Source organism: Streptomyces sp. NBC_01808 (assembly GCF_035917395.1).
In the GTDB taxonomy this organism is placed as follows: domain Bacteria; phylum Actinomycetota; class Actinomycetes; order Streptomycetales; family Streptomycetaceae; genus Streptomyces.
In genome coordinates, this window is sequence record NZ_CP109072.1 from 6,312,069 (window position 1) to 6,330,592 (window position 18,524).

Annotated in this window: 20 protein-coding genes and 3 tRNA genes; 17 read left to right on the forward strand and 6 right to left on the reverse strand. The window is 73.3% G+C overall.

Annotation, left to right across the window (positions count from 1 at the left end; genetic code table 11):
- Nucleotides 1-3 precede the first annotated feature (3 nt).
- From OG946_RS27960 to OG946_RS27990, 7 genes are all read left to right on the forward strand, one after another.
- Nucleotides 4-2,766, forward strand: a complete 2,763-nt coding sequence (locus tag OG946_RS27960) for a sensor histidine kinase (RefSeq protein ID WP_442814647.1) — start codon at nt 4-6, stop codon at nt 2,764-2,766.
- Nucleotides 2,767-2,775: 9 nt separating this feature from the next.
- Nucleotides 2,776-3,189, forward strand: coding sequence for a roadblock/LC7 domain-containing protein (locus OG946_RS27965; RefSeq protein WP_078524293.1), 414 nt, complete (start codon nt 2,776-2,778; stop codon nt 3,187-3,189).
- Between the two features lie 89 nt (nt 3,190-3,278).
- On the forward strand, nt 3,279-3,905 hold the full coding sequence (locus tag OG946_RS27970; protein ID WP_326798751.1) for a DUF742 domain-containing protein: 627 nt from the start codon (nt 3,279-3,281) through the stop codon (nt 3,903-3,905).
- The gene (locus OG946_RS27975; RefSeq protein WP_078572953.1) at nt 3,886-4,479 is read left to right on the forward strand and encodes a GTP-binding protein; all 594 of its coding nucleotides are present in this window, start codon (nt 3,886-3,888) and stop codon (nt 4,477-4,479) included. The genes OG946_RS27970 and OG946_RS27975 overlap by 20 nt, the downstream gene beginning before the upstream one ends.
- Before the next feature lie 99 nt (nt 4,480-4,578).
- Nucleotides 4,579-4,650: transfer RNA gene (locus tag OG946_RS27980), tRNA-Gln, on the forward strand.
- Nucleotides 4,651-4,674: 24 nt separating this feature from the next.
- A tRNA-Glu gene (locus OG946_RS27985) sits at nt 4,675-4,747 on the forward strand.
- A 37-nt stretch (nt 4,748-4,784) separates the two neighbouring features.
- Nucleotides 4,785-4,860, forward strand: a tRNA-Glu gene (locus tag OG946_RS27990).
- 72 nt (nt 4,861-4,932) lie between these two features.
- On the opposite strand, the gene OG946_RS27995 is transcribed toward OG946_RS27990, so the two are convergent.
- The gene (locus OG946_RS27995) at nt 4,933-5,649 is read right to left on the reverse strand and encodes an IclR family transcriptional regulator (RefSeq protein ID WP_047018299.1); all 717 of its coding nucleotides are present in this window, start codon (nt 5,647-5,649) and stop codon (nt 4,933-4,935) included.
- 168 nt (nt 5,650-5,817) lie between these two features.
- Between OG946_RS27995 and leuC the strand changes: the two genes are divergently transcribed.
- The 4 genes from leuC to OG946_RS28015 all read left to right on the forward strand — a co-directional run bounded on the left by leuC (nt 5,818) and on the right by OG946_RS28015 (nt 8,965).
- Nucleotides 5,818-7,230, forward strand: a complete 1,413-nt coding sequence (gene leuC / locus OG946_RS28000) for a 3-isopropylmalate dehydratase large subunit (protein ID WP_326798752.1) — start codon at nt 5,818-5,820, stop codon at nt 7,228-7,230.
- Nucleotides 7,231-7,233: 3 nt separating this feature from the next.
- Nucleotides 7,234-7,845: a 3-isopropylmalate dehydratase small subunit gene (gene leuD / locus OG946_RS28005; protein WP_326798753.1), complete on the forward strand. Its 612-nt coding sequence runs from the start codon at nt 7,234-7,236 to the stop codon at nt 7,843-7,845.
- Between the two features lie 126 nt (nt 7,846-7,971).
- The gene (locus OG946_RS28010) at nt 7,972-8,184 is read left to right on the forward strand and encodes a hypothetical protein (protein ID WP_326798754.1); all 213 of its coding nucleotides are present in this window, start codon (nt 7,972-7,974) and stop codon (nt 8,182-8,184) included.
- Nucleotides 8,185-8,311: 127 nt separating this feature from the next.
- The gene (locus OG946_RS28015; protein WP_326798755.1) at nt 8,312-8,965 is read left to right on the forward strand and encodes an HU family DNA-binding protein; all 654 of its coding nucleotides are present in this window, start codon (nt 8,312-8,314) and stop codon (nt 8,963-8,965) included.
- Nucleotides 8,966-9,157: 192 nt separating this feature from the next.
- On the opposite strand, the gene OG946_RS28020 is transcribed toward OG946_RS28015, so the two are convergent.
- Complete coding sequence (locus tag OG946_RS28020; RefSeq protein WP_125937360.1) at nt 9,158-9,361, reverse strand: hypothetical protein; 204 nt, start codon at nt 9,359-9,361, stop codon at nt 9,158-9,160.
- 24 nt (nt 9,362-9,385) lie between these two features.
- Nucleotides 9,386-10,165, reverse strand: coding sequence for a 2-phospho-L-lactate guanylyltransferase (cofC, locus tag OG946_RS28025; protein ID WP_326798756.1), 780 nt, complete (start codon nt 10,163-10,165; stop codon nt 9,386-9,388).
- 156 nt (nt 10,166-10,321) lie between these two features.
- Between cofC and OG946_RS28030 the strand changes: the two genes are divergently transcribed.
- From OG946_RS28030 to OG946_RS28040, 3 genes are read left to right on the forward strand one after another with little or no spacing between them, the layout of a single operon-like run.
- Complete coding sequence (locus OG946_RS28030; RefSeq protein ID WP_326798757.1) at nt 10,322-11,068, forward strand: lysophospholipid acyltransferase family protein; 747 nt, start codon at nt 10,322-10,324, stop codon at nt 11,066-11,068.
- On the forward strand, nt 11,065-12,105 hold the full coding sequence (locus OG946_RS28035; RefSeq protein ID WP_326798758.1) for an NAD(P)H-dependent glycerol-3-phosphate dehydrogenase: 1,041 nt from the start codon (nt 11,065-11,067) through the stop codon (nt 12,103-12,105). The genes OG946_RS28030 and OG946_RS28035 overlap by 4 nt, the downstream gene beginning before the upstream one ends.
- A 32-nt stretch (nt 12,106-12,137) precedes the next feature.
- Nucleotides 12,138-13,307, forward strand: coding sequence for a D-alanine--D-alanine ligase family protein (locus tag OG946_RS28040; RefSeq protein WP_326798759.1), 1,170 nt, complete (start codon nt 12,138-12,140; stop codon nt 13,305-13,307).
- A gap of 57 nt (nt 13,308-13,364) precedes the next feature.
- Here the strand turns inward: OG946_RS28040 and OG946_RS28045 are convergent, their stop codons facing one another.
- Nucleotides 13,365-13,952 (reverse strand): DUF3515 domain-containing protein, encoded by a 588-nt coding sequence (locus tag OG946_RS28045; protein WP_326798760.1) that lies wholly within the window; start codon nt 13,950-13,952, stop codon nt 13,365-13,367.
- A gap of 23 nt (nt 13,953-13,975) precedes the next feature.
- Nucleotides 13,976-14,209 (reverse strand): Lrp/AsnC family transcriptional regulator, encoded by a 234-nt coding sequence (locus tag OG946_RS28050; RefSeq protein ID WP_326798761.1) that lies wholly within the window; start codon nt 14,207-14,209, stop codon nt 13,976-13,978.
- Nucleotides 14,210-14,346: 137 nt separating this feature from the next.
- On the opposite strand from OG946_RS28050, the gene OG946_RS28055 reads away from it, so the two are divergent.
- Together OG946_RS28055 and thiD are read left to right on the forward strand one after the other, a co-directional pair.
- Complete coding sequence (locus tag OG946_RS28055) at nt 14,347-15,321, forward strand: thiamine-phosphate kinase (RefSeq protein ID WP_125937365.1); 975 nt, start codon at nt 14,347-14,349, stop codon at nt 15,319-15,321.
- On the forward strand, nt 15,314-16,153 hold the full coding sequence (thiD, locus tag OG946_RS28060; RefSeq protein ID WP_326798762.1) for a bifunctional hydroxymethylpyrimidine kinase/phosphomethylpyrimidine kinase: 840 nt from the start codon (nt 15,314-15,316) through the stop codon (nt 16,151-16,153). Before OG946_RS28055 ends, thiD begins: the two co-directional genes overlap by 8 nt.
- 149 nt (nt 16,154-16,302) lie before the next feature.
- Here the strand turns inward: thiD and rpmB are convergent, their stop codons facing one another.
- Nucleotides 16,303-16,488, reverse strand: coding sequence for a 50S ribosomal protein L28 (gene rpmB, locus OG946_RS28065; protein ID WP_018839653.1), 186 nt, complete (start codon nt 16,486-16,488; stop codon nt 16,303-16,305).
- Nucleotides 16,489-16,710: 222 nt separating this feature from the next.
- On the opposite strand from rpmB, the gene OG946_RS28070 reads away from it, so the two are divergent.
- Entirely contained in the window at nt 16,711-18,444 is a 1,734-nt protein-coding gene (locus tag OG946_RS28070) for a DAK2 domain-containing protein (RefSeq protein ID WP_326798763.1), read from the forward strand.
- Nucleotides 18,445-18,524: the final 80 nt, after the last annotated feature.

Here is an 18,524-nt window from a genome sequence, read left to right on the forward strand (position 1 = left end):
CGGGTGGCGACCCGGCTCAACGCGATCCTGCTGATCCCGGTGCTCGTGGCCATCGTCTTCGCGGGCTTCCAGGTGAACAGCTCCGTCGACACCTGGCAGGAGGCCCAGGACGCGGAGAACACCGCCAAGGTCGCCAAGGCCGCCGGCGACTACGCAGAGCGTCTCATGGCCGAGCGCGACGTCTCCGTGCAGCCCCTGCTGCACGGAGACCGCGAGGCGAGCCGGGTGACCGAGGCGCGCAAGGCCACCGACGCCGCCGCCGCCGAGTTCGACCGGCAGGTGGAGGACATGCCGGACAAGCCCGGCCTGCAGCGCCGGCTGGACGCCTTCCGGGACCAGGAGAAGAACCTGGAGCAGATGCGCCAGGCGGCGTTCACGCCCCAGGCGGCCGGCACCGACACCCACCTCGGGTACGCGCAGATGTACCGCCCGCTGATGACCTTCGCCAACGAGCTCGGCCTGGGCGCCAGCAACATCACCACGTACGGCCGCGCGATGTACGCGATCTCACTCGCCAAGTCCTCCGCCTCGCTGGTCCGCTCCATCGGCACCGAGCTGCTCGTCAGCCCGCCGGAGAAGGCCGAGGTGCTGGCCGAGGAGAAGACCGCGCTCGCCTCCTTCGCCTATCTGGAGCCCATCGCCCTCGACGAGTTCAGGACCGGCAGCACCGCCGCCGACAACCGCATGCTCAAGGACGCGCTGGCCGACCAGGAGGAAGAGGCCAAGCAGCGGCTCGCCGAGGCACAGCGCGAGGCCGAGGGCGGCGGGGGCGAGTTCACCGCCCCGCCGGAGCCCGCGGAGATGCTCGCCGGCGTCGCGAGCATCGGCGAGGACGTCACGCCCGCGGACCTCGCCGACCAGGGCATCACCCCGCAGACCTGGTACGCGGCCACGAGCGTGCCCATCGCCGCGTACCGCACCGTCGAGATCGAGTTCGCCGACCGCGCCGTGGCCGACGCCCACGAGATCGTCGAGTCCGCCAAGCGCGACACCGTCGTCGGCGCCGCCATCGCGGTCGGCGCGCTGCTCATCGGCTTCGTCATCGCCGCGATGATGGCCCGCTCCATGGGCCGCAGCATGCGGCTGCTGCGCAACTCCGCCTTCGGCATCGCCGAGCAGCGGCTGCCGATGCTGGTCGACCAGCTCTCCCGCACCGACCCCGGCCGGGTGGACACCCGCGTGCAACCGATCCCGCTGCACAGCAGGGACGAGATCGGCGAGGTCGCCCGCGCCTTCGACCAGGTGCACCGCGAGGCGGTCCGGCTGGCCGCGGAGCAGGCGCTGCTGCGGGGCAACCTCAACGCGATCTTCACCAACCTCTCCCGGCGCAACCAGGGCCTCATCGAGCGCCAGCTGGAGCTGATCTCAGGACTGGAGGACCACGAGGCGGACCCGGAGCAGTTGGAGAACCTGTTCCACATGGACCACCTCGCCACCCGCATGCGCCGCAACGGCGAGAACCTGCTGGTGCTCGCGGGCGAGGACACCGGCCGGCACATGGACGAGGCGGTCCCGCTCGTCGACGTGCTACGCGCGGCGACCTCGGAGGTCGAGTCGTACGAGCGCATCGAGCTGGAGGGCGTGCCCGACAGCGAGATCCACGGCAGCGCCGTCACCGACCTCGTGCACCTGCTCGCCGAGCTGCTGGAGAACGCCACCACGTTCTCCTCGCCGCACACCAAGGTCCGGGTCACCGCCACCCGGCTGCCGGACCGCCGGGTGATGGTCGAGATCCACGACAAGGGCATCGGCCTGACCGCCGAGGACTTCGCGGACATCAACCACCGGCTCGCCAACCCGCCCACCGTGGACGTCGCGATCTCGCAGCGCATGGGCCTGTTCGTGGTCGGCAGGCTCGCCGACCGGCACGGCATCCGCGTGCAGTTGCGCCCGTCCGGCGAGCAGTCGGGCACCACCTCGCTGGTGATGCTCCCCGAGGCGATCGCCTTCGGCGGCGCCACCGAGGCGCCCGAGCAGCACGACGAGTTCACCGTCTCCCGGATCGTCGCCGACCGCCCGTCCTTCCAGCCCCCCGGCAACGGCTTCGCCGCCGGCCGGCCGCGCAGCGCGGCCGAGCTGGGCTTCGACGACTCTCCGTATCCGCAGGTCGAGCCGGTGCGCCCGGCGATGCCGGCGCTCGGCGGGCAGGAGGGGGTCTTCGACCCCATCCAGCGCTCGCTGCTGCGCGAGGAGCGCAGGGCCGCGCTGGAAGCGGCGGCGCAGGACCGTACGCCCGGCTTCCACGACCCGGAAGCGGAGGCCGCCGGTACGGATGCCTTCACGCCCGGGGGTATCTCGCCGGAGCCCGCGTACGATACCTACGGCCAAGTAGAGCCCGGCCCCGCGTCGAACCACTGGACGGGGCAGGGCGCGTACGACAGCCCGGCAGTACCGGAAGCGGAATCTACGGCACAGCTCGGCACCGGCCGCGGGGGCTTCGGCTTCGGCGAACCGGAGCCGGCACCGGCCGACGACGAGTGGAGGTCGGCGAACGACGAACGCTGGGAGCGCGCCGAGCAGGTGCGCGAACCGAAGGCGGGCGGGATCACCCCCGCGGGCCTTCCCCGGCGGGTGCCCCGCCAGAATCTGGTGGAGGGCACCGCGGAGCAGGCGCCGCTGGGAGGCCCACAGGTCTCCCGGGCCCCGGAGGACGTACGCGGCAGGCTGAGCAATCTGCGCCGCGGCGTCCAGCAGGGCCGCGAGCGGGGGCCGCAGCGGAACGACGGACCGGGCGTGGGCCCCGGCACATACGATCAGGAGCGTTAGGTGAGCCCGATGAGCCAGGCGGCGCAGAACCTGAACTGGTTGATCACCAATTTCGTGGACAACACCCCGGGGGTGTCGCACACGGTGGTGGTCTCCGCCGACGGACTCCTCCTCGCGATGTCCGACGGCTTCCCCCGCGACCGCGCCGACCAACTGGCCGCGGTGGCATCCGGACTGACGTCGCTGACGGCCGGCGCCTCGCGGATCTTCGAGGGCGGCTACGTCAACCAGACCGTGGTGGAGATGGAGCGCGGCTTCCTCTTCATCATGTCGATCTCCGACGGCTCGGCCCTCGCCGTGCTGGCGCACCCGGAGTGCGACATCGGTCTGGTGGGCTACGAGATGGCTCTGCTGGTCGACCGGGCGGGCGCCGTGCTCACCCCCGACCTGCGCGCGGAGCTGCAAGGCAGCCTGCTGAACTAGCCGACAACCGATGCACGTTGCACGCTCGCCGGGCTATGGTGCGTCGAGTGCAGTGACGCTCCGGCACGCCGTCGGGGAAGGGGAACGCAGTGGCAGCGCACCAAGAGGTACCTCACGGCGGTGAGGACTGGCGATACGGCTACGGCCCGCAGTCCGACCGGCCGGGCATGCCGCCGCAGCACGGGATGCCCCCGCAGCCGGGCGCTCCGGGCGTGCCGTACGCGGCCCCGGGCGTGCCCTCGTCCCCGGGGCAGCCGCAGCACCCGTCGCCGTCTCCCTACGGCGGCGACCCGGCGCACCGGGGCAGTCCCGCGCCCGCGCCGCAGCCCCAGCCCGCGGCGGCGGCCCGCGGCGCCCGTGCGGCCCGCAGCCCGCAGTCCCGGCTGGTGCGCCCGTACGCCGTGACCGGCGGCCGGACCCGGCCGCGTTACCAGCTCGCCATCGAGGCATTGGTGCAGACCACTGCCGACCCCTCCCGCCTCACTTCCCAGCTCCCCGAGCACCAGCGCATCTGCCGACTGTGCTATGAACTCAAGTCGGTCGCGGAGGTCTCCGCGTTGCTGACCCTCCCGCTGGGCGTCGCGCGCATCCTCGTGGCCGACCTCGCGGAAGCCGGCCTGGTCACGATCCACCAGCCGGGCGGCGGCGAAGCCGCGGGGGGCCAGCCAGATGTGACTTTGCTCGAAAGGGTGCTCAGTGGACTTCGCAAGCTCTAGTGGTGTGGCCGGTTCTTCTCCGGCTCGTGCGACCACGTCGGCGAAGATCGTGGTGGCGGGTGGTTTCGGGGTGGGGAAGACCACGTTCGTCGGTTCGGTGTCGGAGATCAATCCGTTGCGTACCGAGGCGGTGATGACGTCGGCGTCTGCGGGGATCGATGATCTGTCGCAGGTGTCGGGGAAGACCACGACGACGGTGGCGATGGATTTTGGTCGTATCACGTTGGATCAGGATTTGATCCTGTATCTGTTTGGGACGCCTGGTCAGGATCGTTTTTGGTTCATGTGGGACGATCTGGTGCGTGGTGCCATCGGTGCGGTGGTGTTGGTGGATACGCGGCGGTTGGCGGACTGTTTCCCTGCGGTGGATTATTTCGAGAACTCGGGGTTGCCGTTCGTGATCGCGTTGAACGGGTTCGACGGTCATCAGCCGTACTCGCCGGACGAGGTGCGTGAGGCGCTGCAGATCGGGCCCGAGACCCCGATCCTGACCACGGACGCCCGCCAGCGCTCCGAGTCCAAGTCCACGCTGATCACGCTGGTCGAGCACGCGCTGATGGCCCGGCTCCGCTAACCCGTTTTGGAGTGCGGTCCGCGATCGGGTAATGTTCTGTCCGTCGCCGGGAACGGCGGCCACCGGAACAGAGCCCCCGCGACGGGGGTTGTGTTTTGGTGGGGTATGGTGTAATTGGCAGCACGACGGATTCTGGTTCCGTTAGTCTAGGTTCGAGTCCTGGTACCCCAGCGCAACGCAGTTGCAGATGTGCTCGCCCCCGTTGTGTAGCGGCCTAGCACGCTGCCCTCTCAAGGCAGTAGCGCCGGTTCGAATCCGGTCGGGGGTACAGGTCCTCTCCATCGCGAGGAGAGGATCGTCCAAAGGCCCCCGTTGTGTAGCGGCCTAGCACGCCGCCCTCTCAAGGCGGTAGCGCCGGTTCGAATCCGGTCGGGGGTACCAGCGCAGACTTCGAAGGGCCTCCCGCGGCGCGGGGGGCCCTTTCCCGTACGGGTACGGGCCCTCAGGTCCCGTCTAGCCCGTCCTGCGCAGCGCGTCCGTGAGCCGCGCGGCGGCGTCCACGACCGCCTGGGCGTGCATCCGCCCCGGGTGCCGGGTCAGCCGCTCGATCGGCCCGGAGACCGAGACGGCGGCCACCACGCGGTTCGACGGGCCGCGTACGGGCGCGGAGACGGACGCCACCCCCGGCTCCCGCTCCCCGACGGACTGGGCCCACGCCCGGCGCCGTACGCCCGACAGCGCCGTGGCCGTGAACCGGGCGCCCTGCAGCCCCCGGTGCAGCCGCTCGGGCTCCTCCCAGGCGAGGAGCACCTGCGCCGCCGAGCCGGCCTTCATCGGCAGCGTGGAGCCCACCGGGACGGTGTCGCGCAGCCCCGAGAGCCGCTCGGCGGCCGCGACGCAGATGCGCATGTCGCCCTGGCGCCGGTAGAGCTGGGCGCTCTCGCCCGTGACGTCCCGCAGGTGCGTGAGCACCGGGCCGGCCGCGGCCAGCAGCCGGTCCTCGCCGGCCGCCGCCGCCAGCTCGGCGAGCCGGGGGCCGAGGATGAACCTGCCCTGCATGTCCCGCGCCACCATCCGGTGGTGTTCCAGCGCCACCGCGAGGCGGTGGGCCGTGGGGCGGGCGAGACCGGTCGCGGAGACCAGCCCGGCGAGGGTGGCCGGACCGGACTCCAGCGCGCTCAGTACCACAGCCGCCTTGTCGAGTACGCCGACGCCGCTAGAGTTGTCCATGCAACGATACTCACGTCTCACACTGTGAAACGCAAGTTCAAATTTCCGGTGAACGCGTCACCCTGGGGGGACCGGGCCCCGTCCGGCGCGAGGGGAGCGGACGGTGCCGGCGGGCACCGGCACGGACATGCGCACACGCAGTTCGCAATCAACGACGATGGGAATGCGATGGGAAGGACACTCGCGGAGAAGGTCTGGGACGACCATGTCGTCCGGCGCGCGGAGGGCGAGCCCGACCTTCTCTTCATCGATCTGCACCTGCTGCACGAGGTGACCAGCCCGCAGGCCTTCGACGGCCTGCGCAAGGCGGGCCGGCCGGTGCGCAGGACCGACCTCACCATCGCCACCGAGGACCACAACACCCCCACCCTCGACATCGACAAGCCCATCGCCGACCCGGTCTCGCGTACGCAACTGGAGACCCTGCGCAAGAACTGCGCCGACTTCGGCGTCCGGCTGCACCCGCTCGGCGACGTCGAGCAGGGCGTCGTGCACGTCGTCGGCCCCCAGCTCGGGCTCACCCAGCCGGGCACCACCGTGGTCTGCGGCGACAGCCACACCTCCACGCACGGCGCGTTCGGCGCGCTGGCGTTCGGCATCGGCACCAGCCAGGTCGAGCACGTGCTCGCCACCCAGACGCTGCCGATGGCCCCGTTCAGGACCATGGCCGTAACCGTCAACGGCGAACTGCCCGACGGTGTCACCGCCAAGGACCTGATCCTCGCGATCATCGCCCGCATCGGCACCGGCGGCGGGCAGGGCTACGTGATCGAGTACCGCGGCGAGGCCGTCGAGAAGCTCTCGATGGAGGCGCGGATGACGATCTGCAACATGTCCATCGAGGCCGGCGCGCGCGCCGGGATGGTCGCCCCGGACGAGACGACGTTCGCGTACCTCAAGGGCCGCCCGCACGCCCCGGAGGGCTCCGGCTGGGACGCGGCCGTCGAGTACTGGCGCACGCTGCGCACGGACGACGACGCGGTCTTCGACCGGGAGGTCGTCATCGAGGCCGCCGAGCTGGCCCCGTTCGTCACCTGGGGCACCAACCCCGGGCAGGGCGCGCCGCTGTCGGCGCAGGTGCCCGACCCGGCGTCGTTCGACGACGCCAGCGAGCGGCACGCGGCGGAGAAGGCACTGGAGTACATGGGCCTGACCGCGGGACAGCCGCTGCGCGAGATCGCGGTCGACACCGTCTTCGTCGGCTCCTGCACCAACGGCCGGATCGAGGACCTGCGCTCCGCCGCCGAGGTGGTGAACGGCCGGCGGGTCGCCGACGGCGTACGGATGCTGGTCGTGCCCGGCTCCGTACGGGTCGCGCTGCAGGCCGTCGAGGAGGGGCTCGACAAGGTGTTCACCGCCGCCGGGGCCGAATGGCGGCACGCCGGTTGCTCGATGTGCCTGGGTATGAACCCCGACCAGCTCGCCCCCGGCGAGCGCTCGGCGTCCACCTCCAACCGCAACTTCGAGGGCAGGCAGGGCAAGGGCGGCCGTACGCACCTGGTCTCCCCGCAGGTCGCCGCGGCCACCGCCGTGACCGGCCGGCTGTCCTCCCCGGCCGACCTGATCACCGCGGAGGTCTGATCGATGGAAGCCTTCACCACCCACACCGGGCGCGCCGTGCCGCTGCGCCGCAGCAACGTCGACACCGACCAGATCATCCCGGCCCACTGGCTGAAGAAGGTCACCCGGGACGGCTTCGAGGACGGCCTCTTCGAGGCGTGGCGCAAGGACCCGGAGTTCGTGCTGAACGACGCGGCGTACCGGGGCGGCAGCGTCCTGCTGGCCGGCCCGGACTTCGGCACCGGATCGTCCCGCGAACACGCCGTGTGGGCGCTGCAGAACTACGGCTTCAAGGCCGTCGTCTCGTCCCGCTTCGCCGACATCTTCCGCGGCAACTCGCTCAAGAACGGCCTGCTGACCGTCGTGCTGCCGCAGGCGGACGTCGAGCGGCTGTGGGAGCTGGCCGAGGCCGACCCGCGGACCGAGGTGACGGTCGACCTCCAGGCCCTGGAGGTGCGCGCCGGCGGTACGGCGGGGGAGCCCGCGTTCGCCGCCTCGTTCGAGCTGGACGAGAACGCGCGCTGGCGGCTGCTGAACGGTCTCGACGACATCAGCATCACCCTTCGGTACGAAGCCGACATCGCCGCTTTCGAGGCGGCCCGGCCGGCGTTCAAGCCGCAGACCGTACAGGGCTGACCGGCGGTTTCCGCCCCAGCCGAGGCCCCGCGCCCGCCACCGACCGGTGGCGGGCGCGGGGCTTTGCGCGCCGGTGCGTTGGCATGCCGACGGGCGACAACTCACCGCAGATGACACAATCGGCGCATGGATTCCGACGGCCAACTCGCGCTCTACGAGGCCGTCGCAGCCGGGCTGAAGGAGGCCCACCGCCAGGTGCGCGAGGTGGCCGCGACGGACGCCGAACGGGCAGAGCTGACAAGGCGCCTGCTCGCCATCACGGGTGCCGCGAAGCACGATCTCGCCGGAGCCGCAAGGCGGCTGGAGCGGCTGCGGCGGGAGCTGGACGCGCGCTCGTAGCGGTAGTCCGTTGCGACACAAGGGTGATGAGAGACGTTTTGCCTTTGATTTGCGGTATATATCTGCCTAACGTGCGAAAAAGCTTGAACATTTCGTTCCGGCAATCAATGCCTCAGAAGGGGAAGACGTGAACAAGGCCCAGCTCGTTGAAGCTATTACCGACAAGATGGGTGGCCGCCAGCAGGCCGCCGACGCCGTGGACGCCGTCCTCGACGCGATCATTCGTGCGGTCGTCTCCGGCGAGCGCGTATCGGTCACGGGCTTCGGCTCTTTCGAGAAGGTGGAGCGTCCGGCGCGCTACGCCCGCAACCCGCAGACCGGCGAGCGCGTCCGGGTCAAGAAGACCTCCGTGCCGCGGTTCCGCGCGGGCCAGGGCTTCAAGGACCTCGTCTCGGGCACCAAGCGGCTGCCGAAGAACGACACGGCCGTGAAGAAGGCCCCGAAGGGCAGCCTGTCCGGCGGCACCAAGACCACCGCCAAGGCCGCCGCCAAGAAGGCGGCCAAGAAGGCCACCGCCAAGAAGGCCACGGCGAAGAAGACCACGGCCAAGAAGACCGCGGCCAAGAAGGCGCCGGCGAAGAGGACCACCGCCAAGAAGTCTTCGGCGAAGAAGACGACGGCCAAGAAGTCGTCGGCGAAGAAGGCCTCCGCCAAGAAGACGGCCGCCAAGAAGTCGGCCAAGAAGGCCCCGGCGAAGAAGGCGACCGCCAAGAAGGCGCCGGCCCGCAAGGCCGCCGGCCGGCGGACCACCGCGAAGAAGACCACTGCCAGGAAGCGATGACGGACCCGGCGCAGGGTCCGCAAGCGGGGCCGGCTCCCCTCGGGGAGACCGGCCCGCGGCATGTCCTGGCCCGGCCGCGCGCCGCCGTACGGGCCGGAGCCCGGGCCCCGGCCCCTGCCCCGGTCCGAACCGGGTCCCCGAGCCGTTCCACGGCCCGTTTCGCGGCCCTGTCCCGCAGCCCGGTCCGCCGCCTCAGAAGGTCTGCAGCGTCACCAGGACGATCCTGCGCTCCTCGCCCGCGCCCTCGGTCTCGATCCGCACCCGCTGCCCCGGCCTGAGCAGCCGCAGGCCGCCCGCCGCGAACGCGGCGCCGTCGAAGGGCAGCGGCGTGCCGTCGTCGAGGAGCACGCTGCCGCTGCGGGTCTGCGGGTCGTACGTGAACGCTGTGGCCTGCATGCGCGGCAGGTTACCGGCCGGAGCTCAGCCGCACACGCCGTCGGACGCCGCCCGCGTACCCGGGGCGTGCCCCGGGAACGGGCACCGGGCCGCCTCGCCGTCCCGGCCGCCGGCCCTCCGCCCGCACACCGCCAGGCGGTCCAGCGCCGCCGCCGTGTGCGGCCCCACCCCCAGCGCCAGCGCCGCCCGCAGGTCGGCGCCCGTATCGACGTCCTGCCGCACGGAGTCCACCCCGCGCAGCCCGATCTCCCGCGCCCCCGACGCCAGGTGCCGGGCCCGCGACGCGACCCCGAACCCCGGCGCCAGCGCCGCTCCCGCGTCCGCCGCCAGCAGCGTCGTGCCCACCCCCGGGGCGTCGGCCAGGAACGCCCGGCCGCCGCCCGCCGCCGCGAGCACCCGGGCCAGCTCCGCGGGGCGCAGCGCCGGCAGATCCGCGTTCAGCGCCGCGACGGCGGCGCCGGGCTCCGCCGCCCGTACGCACTGCTCCCCGTGCGCGAGCGCGGCGTTCAGGCCCGCCCGCGGGGCGTCCGGTACGACCCGCGCCCCCGCCGCCGCCAGTTGCCCCGCCGCCTCGGCGTCGTCGGTGACGACCGTGACGGAGTCCACCGCCGGGCAGTCGAGCGCCGCGCCCACCGTGTCGAGCGCGAACGCCAGCGCCAGCCGGCCCCGTCCCGGCTCGCCCGCCGCCGGGCCCAGCCGGGACTTCGCCAGCGCCAGCGGCTTCAGCGGTACGACGACATGCCACAGCCGCCGGTCCGGTCGGCCGGGGAGTTCCGTCTGCGCTGGTGCCGTGCGTTTCGTCATCGTCGTTACGCCCCATTGTCACCTGCCCGTGCCGCGCGCGGCGGGGCGGCCCGGTCGCATGGGCGTACGGTGTTCTCGACAGGCGTGAGACCCGGGGCGAGACTGTTTCGGCCACGAAACGCGCACCGAGGAAAATCCGGGAAGGTGAAAAGGACCGTGTCACGGCGGAGGATCGGCTTCTGGTACCGGCTGGTCGCGGCCATCTGCAAGCCCCCGCTGCGGCTGCTCGTCAAGCGGGACTGGCGTGGCGCGGAGCACATACCGGCCGACGGCGGATTCATCACCGCTGTCAACCACAACTCGTATCTGGACCCGTTCTTCTATGCCCACTTCCAGTACAACACCGGCCGCGTGCCGCGGTTCCTGGCGAAGGACGGACTCTTCAAGAAGGGCGTCGTCGGCACCGTGATGCGCGGTACCGGGCAGATTCCCGTCTACCGCGAGTCGACCGACGCCTCCAACGCATTCCGGGCCGCGGTCAAAGCCGTCGAGGACGGCGAGTGCGTCGCGTTCTACCCCGAGGGGACGCTCACCCGCGACCCCGCCCTGTGGCCGATGAAGGGCAAGACCGGCGCCGCCCGGGTCGCGCTCGTCACCAGGGCGCCCGTCATCCCCGTCGCCCACTGGGGCGCCAACGAGCTGCTGCCGCCGTACGGCAAGCCCCGGCCCTTCCCGCGCAAGACCTTCCACCTGCTCGCCGGGCCGCCGGTGGACCTCTCGGAGTTCTACGGCAAGGAGCCCACCCCGCAGGTGCTCGCGGAGGTCACCGAGGTCATCATGGACGCCGTCACCCGCCTGCTGGAGGAGCTGCGCGGCGAGCAGGCGCCCGCGGAGCGCTTCGATCCGAAGACCGTCCGCGCCGAACAGCGCCGCCGCTCCGCGGACCGTGAGGAGAACTCGTGACGCGCTGCGCCGTCTTCGGCACCGGGTCGTGGGGCACGGCCTTCTCGATGGTGCTGGCCGACGCCGGCTGCCGGGTGACGATGTGGGGCCGCAGAGCCGCGCTCGTCGACACCCTCAACGCCACCCGCGAGAACGCCGACTACCTCCCGGGCGTGCGCCTCCCCGACGCGGTCACCGCGACCGCGGACCCCGCCGAGGCCGCCAGGGGCGCCGAGTTCACCGTGCTCGCCGTGCCGTCGCAGACCCTGCGGGGCAACCTGGAGCACTGGGCGCCGCTGCTCGACCCCGGCACCGTGCTCGTCAGCCTGATGAAGGGCGTCGAACTGGGCACGGCCAAGCGCATGAGCGAGGTCATCGAGGAGGTCGTCGCCAAGGAGGGCGCCGGCGCGGGCCCCGCGGGCGGTCCCGACGGCGTACGCGGCCGGGTCGCCGTGCTCACGGGACCCAACCTCGCCCGCGAGATCGCCGCCCGGCAGCCCGCCGCCGCCGTCGTCGCCTGCGCCGACGAGGAGGTGGCCCGCCGGCTGCAGACCGCCTGCCACACCCCGTACTTCCGCCCGTACACCAACACCGACGTCGTCGGCTGCGAACTCGGCGGCGCCGTCAAGAACGTCATCGGGCTGGCCGTCGGCATCGCCGACGGCATGGGCCTCGGCGACAACGCCAAGGCGTCGCTCATCACTCGCGGCCTCGCCGAGACCGCCCGCCTGGGCAGCGTGCTCGGCGCCGACCCGCGCACCTTCGCGGGCCTCGCCGGCATGGGCGACTTGGTCGCCACCTGCTCCTCGCCGCTCTCCCGCAACCACACCTTCGGCACCAACCTCGGCCGCGGCATGACCCTCGCCGAGACCATCGCCGCCACCAAGCAGACCGCCGAGGGCGTCAAGTCCTGTGAGTCGGTGCTCGATCTGGCCCGCAGACACGCCGTCGACATGCCCATCACGGAGACCGTGGTGAGCATCGTGCACGACGGGAAGCCGCCGCTCGTGGCGCTGAAGGAGCTGATGTCGCGCAGCGCCAAGGCGGAGGGACACTGACGTTGCCCGACGCAGCGGGTAATGTGCGAGCGATGAGCAGCGAGCACTCCTACGAAAGCCAGGGCCGCAAGCCGCGCGTCGCCGTCGTTTTCGGCGGGCGCAGCTCCGAGCACGGCATCTCCGTCGTCACCGCGGGCGCCGTCATGGCCGCCATCGACCGGAACAAGTACGAGGTACTGCCCATCGGCATCACCGCTGACGGCCGCTGGGCCCTCACCGCGGACGACCCCGCGCGGATGGCCATCGCCGACCGCCAGGTGCCGCGCGTGGAGGAACTGGTCGACGAGGAGGCCGAGGACGGCGCCGTCGTGCTCTCCGCCGACCCCGGCAGCCGCGAGGTCGTCTACGCCGAACCGGGGCAGGTGCCCAAGGCGCTCGGCGAGGTGGACGTCGTCTTCCCGATGCTGCACGGCCCGTACGGCGAGGACGGCACGCTGCAGGGGATGCTCGACCTGTCCGGCGTGCCGTACGTGGGCTCCGGGGTGCTCGCCTCCGCGGTCGGCATGGACAAGGAGTACATGAAGCGGGTCTTCGTCTCGTACGGGCTGCCGGTCGGCCCGTACGTCGTGATCCGGCCGCGCGAGTGGGACCAGGGCGCCCCCGGGCAGGAGGGCGCGGCGGCCCGCAAGAAGATCGTGGACTTCGCCGCCGACCATGGCTGGCCGGTGTTCGTGAAGCCGGCGCGGGCCGGTTCGTCCATCGGCATCACGAAGGTCGGCGAACTCGCCGCGCTGGAGGACGCGATCGCCGAGGCACGCCGGCACGACCCGAAGATCATCGTGGAGGCGGCGGTCGACGGGCGCGAGATCGAGTGCGGCGTGCTGGAGTTCGAGGACGGGCCGCGGGCCAGCGTGCCCGCCGAGATCCCGCCGACCACCAGCCACGACTTCTACGACTTCGAGGCCAAGTACATCGACTCCGCCGACGGGATCGTGCCGGCGCCGCTGAGCGCGGAGGAGACCGCCGAGGTGCAGCGGCTGGCGGTCGCCGCGTTCGAGGCGTGCTCCTGCGAGGGGCTGGTGCGGGCGGACTTCTTCCGCACCGGCGACGGCGGCTTCGTGATCAACGAGATCAACACGATGCCCGGCTTCACGCCCATCTCGATGTACCCGCGGATGTGGCAGGAGTCCGGCGTGAGTTACCCGGAGCTGGTCGACCGGCTCATCCAGGCGGCGCTGCGCCGCTCGACGGGGCTGCGCTAGCGGCCCCCTGCGGCCCGCGGTCCGTTGCCTGTCACCGGTCCCGGGCCCGCGGGGGCGTCAGAGCGTGCCGGGCACGGCCTTGTCGACCGCTTCCGCCAGGTCCGTCAGCGCGTTCACCTCGGGCGCGTACGCGCCCGGCACGGTGACCTCCACGAACGCCCTGCGCTGCGTGGTGGTGAAGCGGGCCCCGTCGTCCAGCTCCTCGTACAGCCAGTCGACGCCGTTCACACTCACCGCGTCGGCGGTGGGGTTGTAGTGTTCACTCCCGGGCGTGAGCACCTCCGGCCTGGGCACGCCGCAGCGCAGCTCGACGGCCGGGTCACCCCACCCGGCGGTCAGCGCCGAGACCGGATCGGTCTCGCGGCGATTCTGGCCGTCGACGGTGCCGGGCAGCCGGTCGGCGAGCGCGCGGCAGTGGTCCACGGCCTTCCCCTGCGGGGTCGGCACGGCCACCTGCGGCGCGCCGCCGCCGCCACCGGAACAGGCGAGCGGGGCGGCGAGCAGCAGCAGTGCGGCGGGCAGGCGGAGAGCGGAGCGGTATGGCCGGGTGGGGCGGAAGAGCAGGGTGGGGCGTTCGCTCCGTGCGCTGCGGTGCGTGGCGCCGGGGCGCCGGGGGGTGCGGGGCGGCCGGGACGGTGTGCTCATCACCGGCCGAGCATACGGGGGGCCTAGAGATGGACGACCGGGCAGGTCAGGGTCCGGGTGATCCCCGACACCTGCTGGATTCTGGCGACCACGAGCCGGCCCAGCTCGTCGACGGTGTCCGCCTGTGCGCGCACGATCACGTCGTAAGGACCGGTCACGTCCTCGGCCTGGATCACTCCGGGGATCTTGGCGATGACTTCTGCGACGGCCGACGCCTTGCCGACCTCGGTCTGGATCAGGATGTAAGCCTGTACCACGGAACCTCCAGGGGCGGCTTCGAGGATCATGGGGGAAGAGACGCAACCGTATCGCGTAGTCCGGCCGGCGCGGGAGGGTCGGGACCGGCCGTGACGGGCGAGACCGCGGGCGCCGGGTTGACGGAAGGAGCGATCCGATGAGGGGCCACGGGCAGGGCCAGGGCACCGTGGGGGAGCTGGGCGAGTTCGGGCTCATCCGGGAGCTGACCTCCCGGCTGACCACGACGCCCGCGGTACGGATCGGGCCCGGGGACGACGCCGCGGTGATCAGCGCCCCCGACCGCCGGGTCGTCGCCAGCACGGACGTGCTCATCGAGGGCCGGCACTTCCGCCGCGACTGGTCGACGGCGTACGACGTGGGCCGCAAGTCCGCCGCCCAGAACCTCGCCGACATCGCCGCCATGGGCGCCGTCCCCACCGCCCTGCTCCTCGGCCTCGTCGTCCCCGCCGACCTGCTCGTCACCTGGCCCGCGGAGCTGATGGACGGGCTGCGCGACGAGTGCCAGGTCGCCGGCGCCGCCGTCGTCGGCGGCGACGTCGTACGGGGCGACGCCATCACCCTCGCGATCACCGCGCTCGGCGACATGCAGGGCCACGAGCCGGTCACCCGCGCCGGCGCCCGCCCCGGCGACGTGGTGGCGGTGACCGGCTGGCTCGGCTGGTCCGCGGCCGGCCACGCCGTGCTGGCCCGCGGCTTCCGCTCGCCCCGCGCCTTCGTCGAGGCCCACCGCCGCCCCGAACCGCCGTACCAGGCGGGCCCGGCGGCGGCCGCGCTCGGCGCCACCTCGATGACGGACGTCAGCGACGGGCTGCTGGCCGACCTCGGTCACGTCGCGGAGGCGGGGAAGGTCCGTATCGACGTCCGCACCGCGGCCCTCGACGTGCCCGGACAGATGGCGGACATCGGCAAGGCGGTGGGCGTGGACCCGCTGCAGTGGGTGCTGACGGGCGGCGAGGACCACGCGATCGTGGCGACGTTCCCGCCGCAGGTGAAGCTGCCCGCGCGGTGGCGGGTCGTGGGCGAGGTGCAGGCGCCGTCGGCGGTGGCGCAGGTGACGGTGGACGGCGAGCCGTGGCGGGGCGCGGCCGGCTGGGACCACTTCGGTGGCTGAGCCGGGGGGCGCGGAGGGCGCCCGGGGCGGCGCGAGCGCACCGCCGCGGGTGCTGACCGTCGCCGGCTCCGACTCCGGCGGCGGTGCGGGCATCCAGGCCGACCTGAAGACGATGCTCGCGCTCGGCGTGCACGGCATGAGCGTCGTCACCGCCGTGACCGCGCAGAACTCGCTCGGGGTGCAGGACAGTTGGACGCTGCCGGTGGCCGCGGTGCGCGGCCAGTTCCGCAGCGTCGTCGACGACATCGGGGTCCAGGCCGTCAAGACCGGCATGCTCGCGGGTGCCGAGACGGTGGCGGCGGTCGCGGAGCTGCTGGCGGGGACGCCGGCGCCGGTGGTGGTCGACCCCGTGGGGGTCTCGACCCACGGCGACCGGCTGCTGGCGGCCGAGGCGCTGGACACGGTGCGGACGCGGCTGCTGCCGGTCGCGACCGTCGTCACCCCGAACCTGGCCGAGGTGGCGTGGCTGACCGGGATCCGGGTGGCGGGCGAGCCGGACATGCGGCGGGCGGCGGCGGCGCTGCTCGCGTACGGGCCGCGCTGGGCGCTGGTCAAGGGCGGCCATCTGCCGGCGGACGAGGGCGCCGTGGACCTGCTGACGGACGGCACGGAGGAGCACTGGCTGCGCGCGCCCCGGATCCCCGTGCGGCACACCCACGGCACCGGCTGCACGCTGGCGAGCGCCGTCGCCGCGTATCTGGCGCGGGGGCGGGCGGTGCCGGAGGCGGTGGCGGCGGCGAAGGAGTACGTCACGGGGGCGATAGCCGCGGGGTTCCCGCTGGGGGAGGGGACGGGTCCTGTGGACCACGGGTGGCGGTGGCGCGGGGCGTAGGACCTCGGGGACGCCGTCCGGTACGGGCCGGGGCGTGCCCCGTACGGGCGCAACTCCCTTTTCCGTACGGACCGGTGGGCCCCGCGGACGCGAGAGAGCCGGCCCACCTGCGGTGGACCGGCTCGCTGTGCGTGGGCGGCTGCGCTACGTCAGCGCGAGACCTTGCCCGCCTTGATGCACGAGGTGCAGGCGTTGAGGCGCTTCGGCGTCCCCCCGACCACGGCGCGCACCCGCTGGATGTTGGGGTTCCAGCGGCGGCGGGTGCGGCGGTGCGAGTGGGAGATGTTGTTGCCGAAGCCCGGCCCCTTGCCACAGACGTCGCAGTTGGCAGCCACGGGTCACTCCAAGCTTCTGATGCACGTACGGTCGGATCCCGGCAGCGCGCCCTTCTCCTGGGAAGGAGCAGGTCGGCCGTGCCGGGGGAGGAAGGCCCGGTACGGGACCGGGCAACCTGTGCAGCATACTACGGCGCTTCCCGGCGGAGGAAATCACCGGTCCAGCGGCTACGCTGCCGCTACACCGTACCCGGCCGTGCCGTCGTCCGTTCCGAGGGGGTTGTGCAGGTGCTCGACGCCTCTTCCGTGCGGGCCTGGTGCGCCCTGGCCCTGGAGGCGCTGGGCCGCGGCCGGGAGGAGATCGACGCGGTCAACGTCTTCCCGGTCGCCGACGGCGACACCGGGACGAACCTGTACCTGACGGTGGAGTCGGCGGCGCAGGCGGTGGACGCGGTGTACGGGGCGTTCGCGGCGGAGGTCGCGGGCAGCGGCGGCGGCGTGGAGCCGGCGGTGGCGGACGTGCTGCGGGCGATGGCGCACGGGGCGCTGATCGGGGCGCGGGGCAACTCGGGGACGATCCTGGCGGAGCTGCTGCGGGGGCTGACGGGCGCGGTGGCGGCGGCGGACGCGGGCTCCGGTGCGGGGGGCGGTACCGGGACCGGCTCCGGCTCCGGCCCGGGTTCCGTGGGGCTGCTGGCCGGCGCGCTGCGGCGGGGGGCGGACGCGGCGCGGGCGGCGGTGGAGCACCCGGTCGAGGGCACGATGCTGACGGTCGCCGACGCCGCCGCGGCAGCCGCCGAGGCGTCCGGCGCGGGCGACGCGGCGCGGGTGGCGAGGGCCGCGTACGACGGCGCCCGGGAAGCGCTGGCCGCGACGACCGGGCAGTTGGACGTGCTGCGCCGGGCGGGCGTCGTGGACGCCGGGGGGCTGGGCCTGGTGGCGGTGCTGGGCACGCTCGCCGACGCGCTGAGCGGCGCCGCGCGCCCCACGGAGCTGGGGCTCGAAGGACCGGCGGGCCGCGGGGCGGGTGCCCGCAGGACGGCCGTCCGCCACGACGGCGGCGGCGTTGCCTGTCCGGTGCCGGGCGGGGGCGGGCCGGCGTACGAGGTGATCTACCTGCTGGAGGCCGGCGACGACGCCGTCACCCGGCTCAGGCCGCGGCTCGACGCGCTCGGCGACTCCCTCGTCGTCGTCGGCGGCGACGGGCTGTGGCGGGTGCACGTGCACGTCGACGACGCCGGTGCCGCCGTCGAGGCGGGCGTCGAGGCGGGCCGGCCGTACCGCATCCAGATCACCCACCTCCCGGTCGACGCCGCCGCCGCGCCCCCGCGCGGCGACTCCGGCGGCGGGCCCGGGGGCCGGGCCGTCGTCGCCGTCGTGCCGGGCGACGGACTGGCGGCGCTGTGCGCCGAGGCGGGCGCGGGCGTGGTGACCGTACGGGAGGGGGAGCCGCCCGCGAGCGGGGAGCTGGCGGAGGCGATGCGGCGGACGGGCGCGCGGGAGGTCGTACTGCTGCCGAACGACGCGGAGTTGCGGCACACGGCGGCCGTGGCGGTGGAGGAGGCGCGGGCGTCCGGCGTGCGCGCGGCCCTCATCCCCACGCGCGCGGCGGTCCAGGGTCTGGCGGCGCTCGCGGTGCACGACCCGGGGCGGCGGTTCGACGAGGACGTGGTCTCGATGACGGCCGCCGCGGGTGCCACGCGGCACGCGGAGCTGGCGGTCGCGGAGCAGGACGCGTGGACGACGGCGGGGATCTGCCGCCCGGGCGACGTGCTCGGGGTGGTGGAGGGCGACGTGGCGGTGGTCGGCACCGACCTCGCGGAGACCGCGGAGGCGGTGCTCGACCGGATGCTGGCGGGCGGCGGCGAGCTGGTCACGCTGGTACTGGGCCCGGACCTGCCCCCGGGCTTCGGCGCCCGCCTGGAGGCGCACGTACGAAGCGGGCACCTGGCGGTGGACACGGTGGTGTACGAGGGCGGCAGCCAGTCGGCACCACTGCTGATCGGGGTGGAGTAGCGGGGAGCGCGGCTCAGCCCGCGGGGTGGAGTTGCGCCACGCGGTCGGCGAGGGCGCTCCGGTGCGGAGCGCCCTCGCCG

Excerpts from the sequence above, each read along its gene's own strand:
- OG946_RS27965 (WP_078524293.1), top strand. The coding sequence starts at position 2,776 with ATGAGCCAGGCGGCGCAGAACCTGAACTGGTTGATCACCAATTTCGTG.
- OG946_RS27995 (WP_047018299.1), bottom strand. The coding sequence starts at position 5,649 with ATGGACAACTCTAGCGGCGTCGGCGTACTCGACAAGGCGGCTGTGGTA.
- leuC (WP_326798752.1), top strand. The coding sequence starts at position 5,818 with ATGGGAAGGACACTCGCGGAGAAGGTCTGGGACGACCATGTCGTCCGG.
- leuD (WP_326798753.1), top strand. The coding sequence starts at position 7,234 with ATGGAAGCCTTCACCACCCACACCGGGCGCGCCGTGCCGCTGCGCCGC.
- OG946_RS28010 (WP_326798754.1), top strand. The coding sequence starts at position 7,972 with ATGGATTCCGACGGCCAACTCGCGCTCTACGAGGCCGTCGCAGCCGGG.
- OG946_RS28020 (WP_125937360.1), bottom strand. The coding sequence starts at position 9,361 with ATGCAGGCCACAGCGTTCACGTACGACCCGCAGACCCGCAGCGGCAGC.
- cofC (WP_326798756.1), bottom strand. The coding sequence starts at position 10,165 with ATGACGAAACGCACGGCACCAGCGCAGACGGAACTCCCCGGCCGACCG.
- OG946_RS28040 (WP_326798759.1), top strand. The coding sequence starts at position 12,138 with ATGAGCAGCGAGCACTCCTACGAAAGCCAGGGCCGCAAGCCGCGCGTC.
- OG946_RS28045 (WP_326798760.1), bottom strand. The coding sequence starts at position 13,952 with ATGAGCACACCGTCCCGGCCGCCCCGCACCCCCCGGCGCCCCGGCGCC.
- OG946_RS28055 (WP_125937365.1), top strand. The coding sequence starts at position 14,347 with ATGAGGGGCCACGGGCAGGGCCAGGGCACCGTGGGGGAGCTGGGCGAG.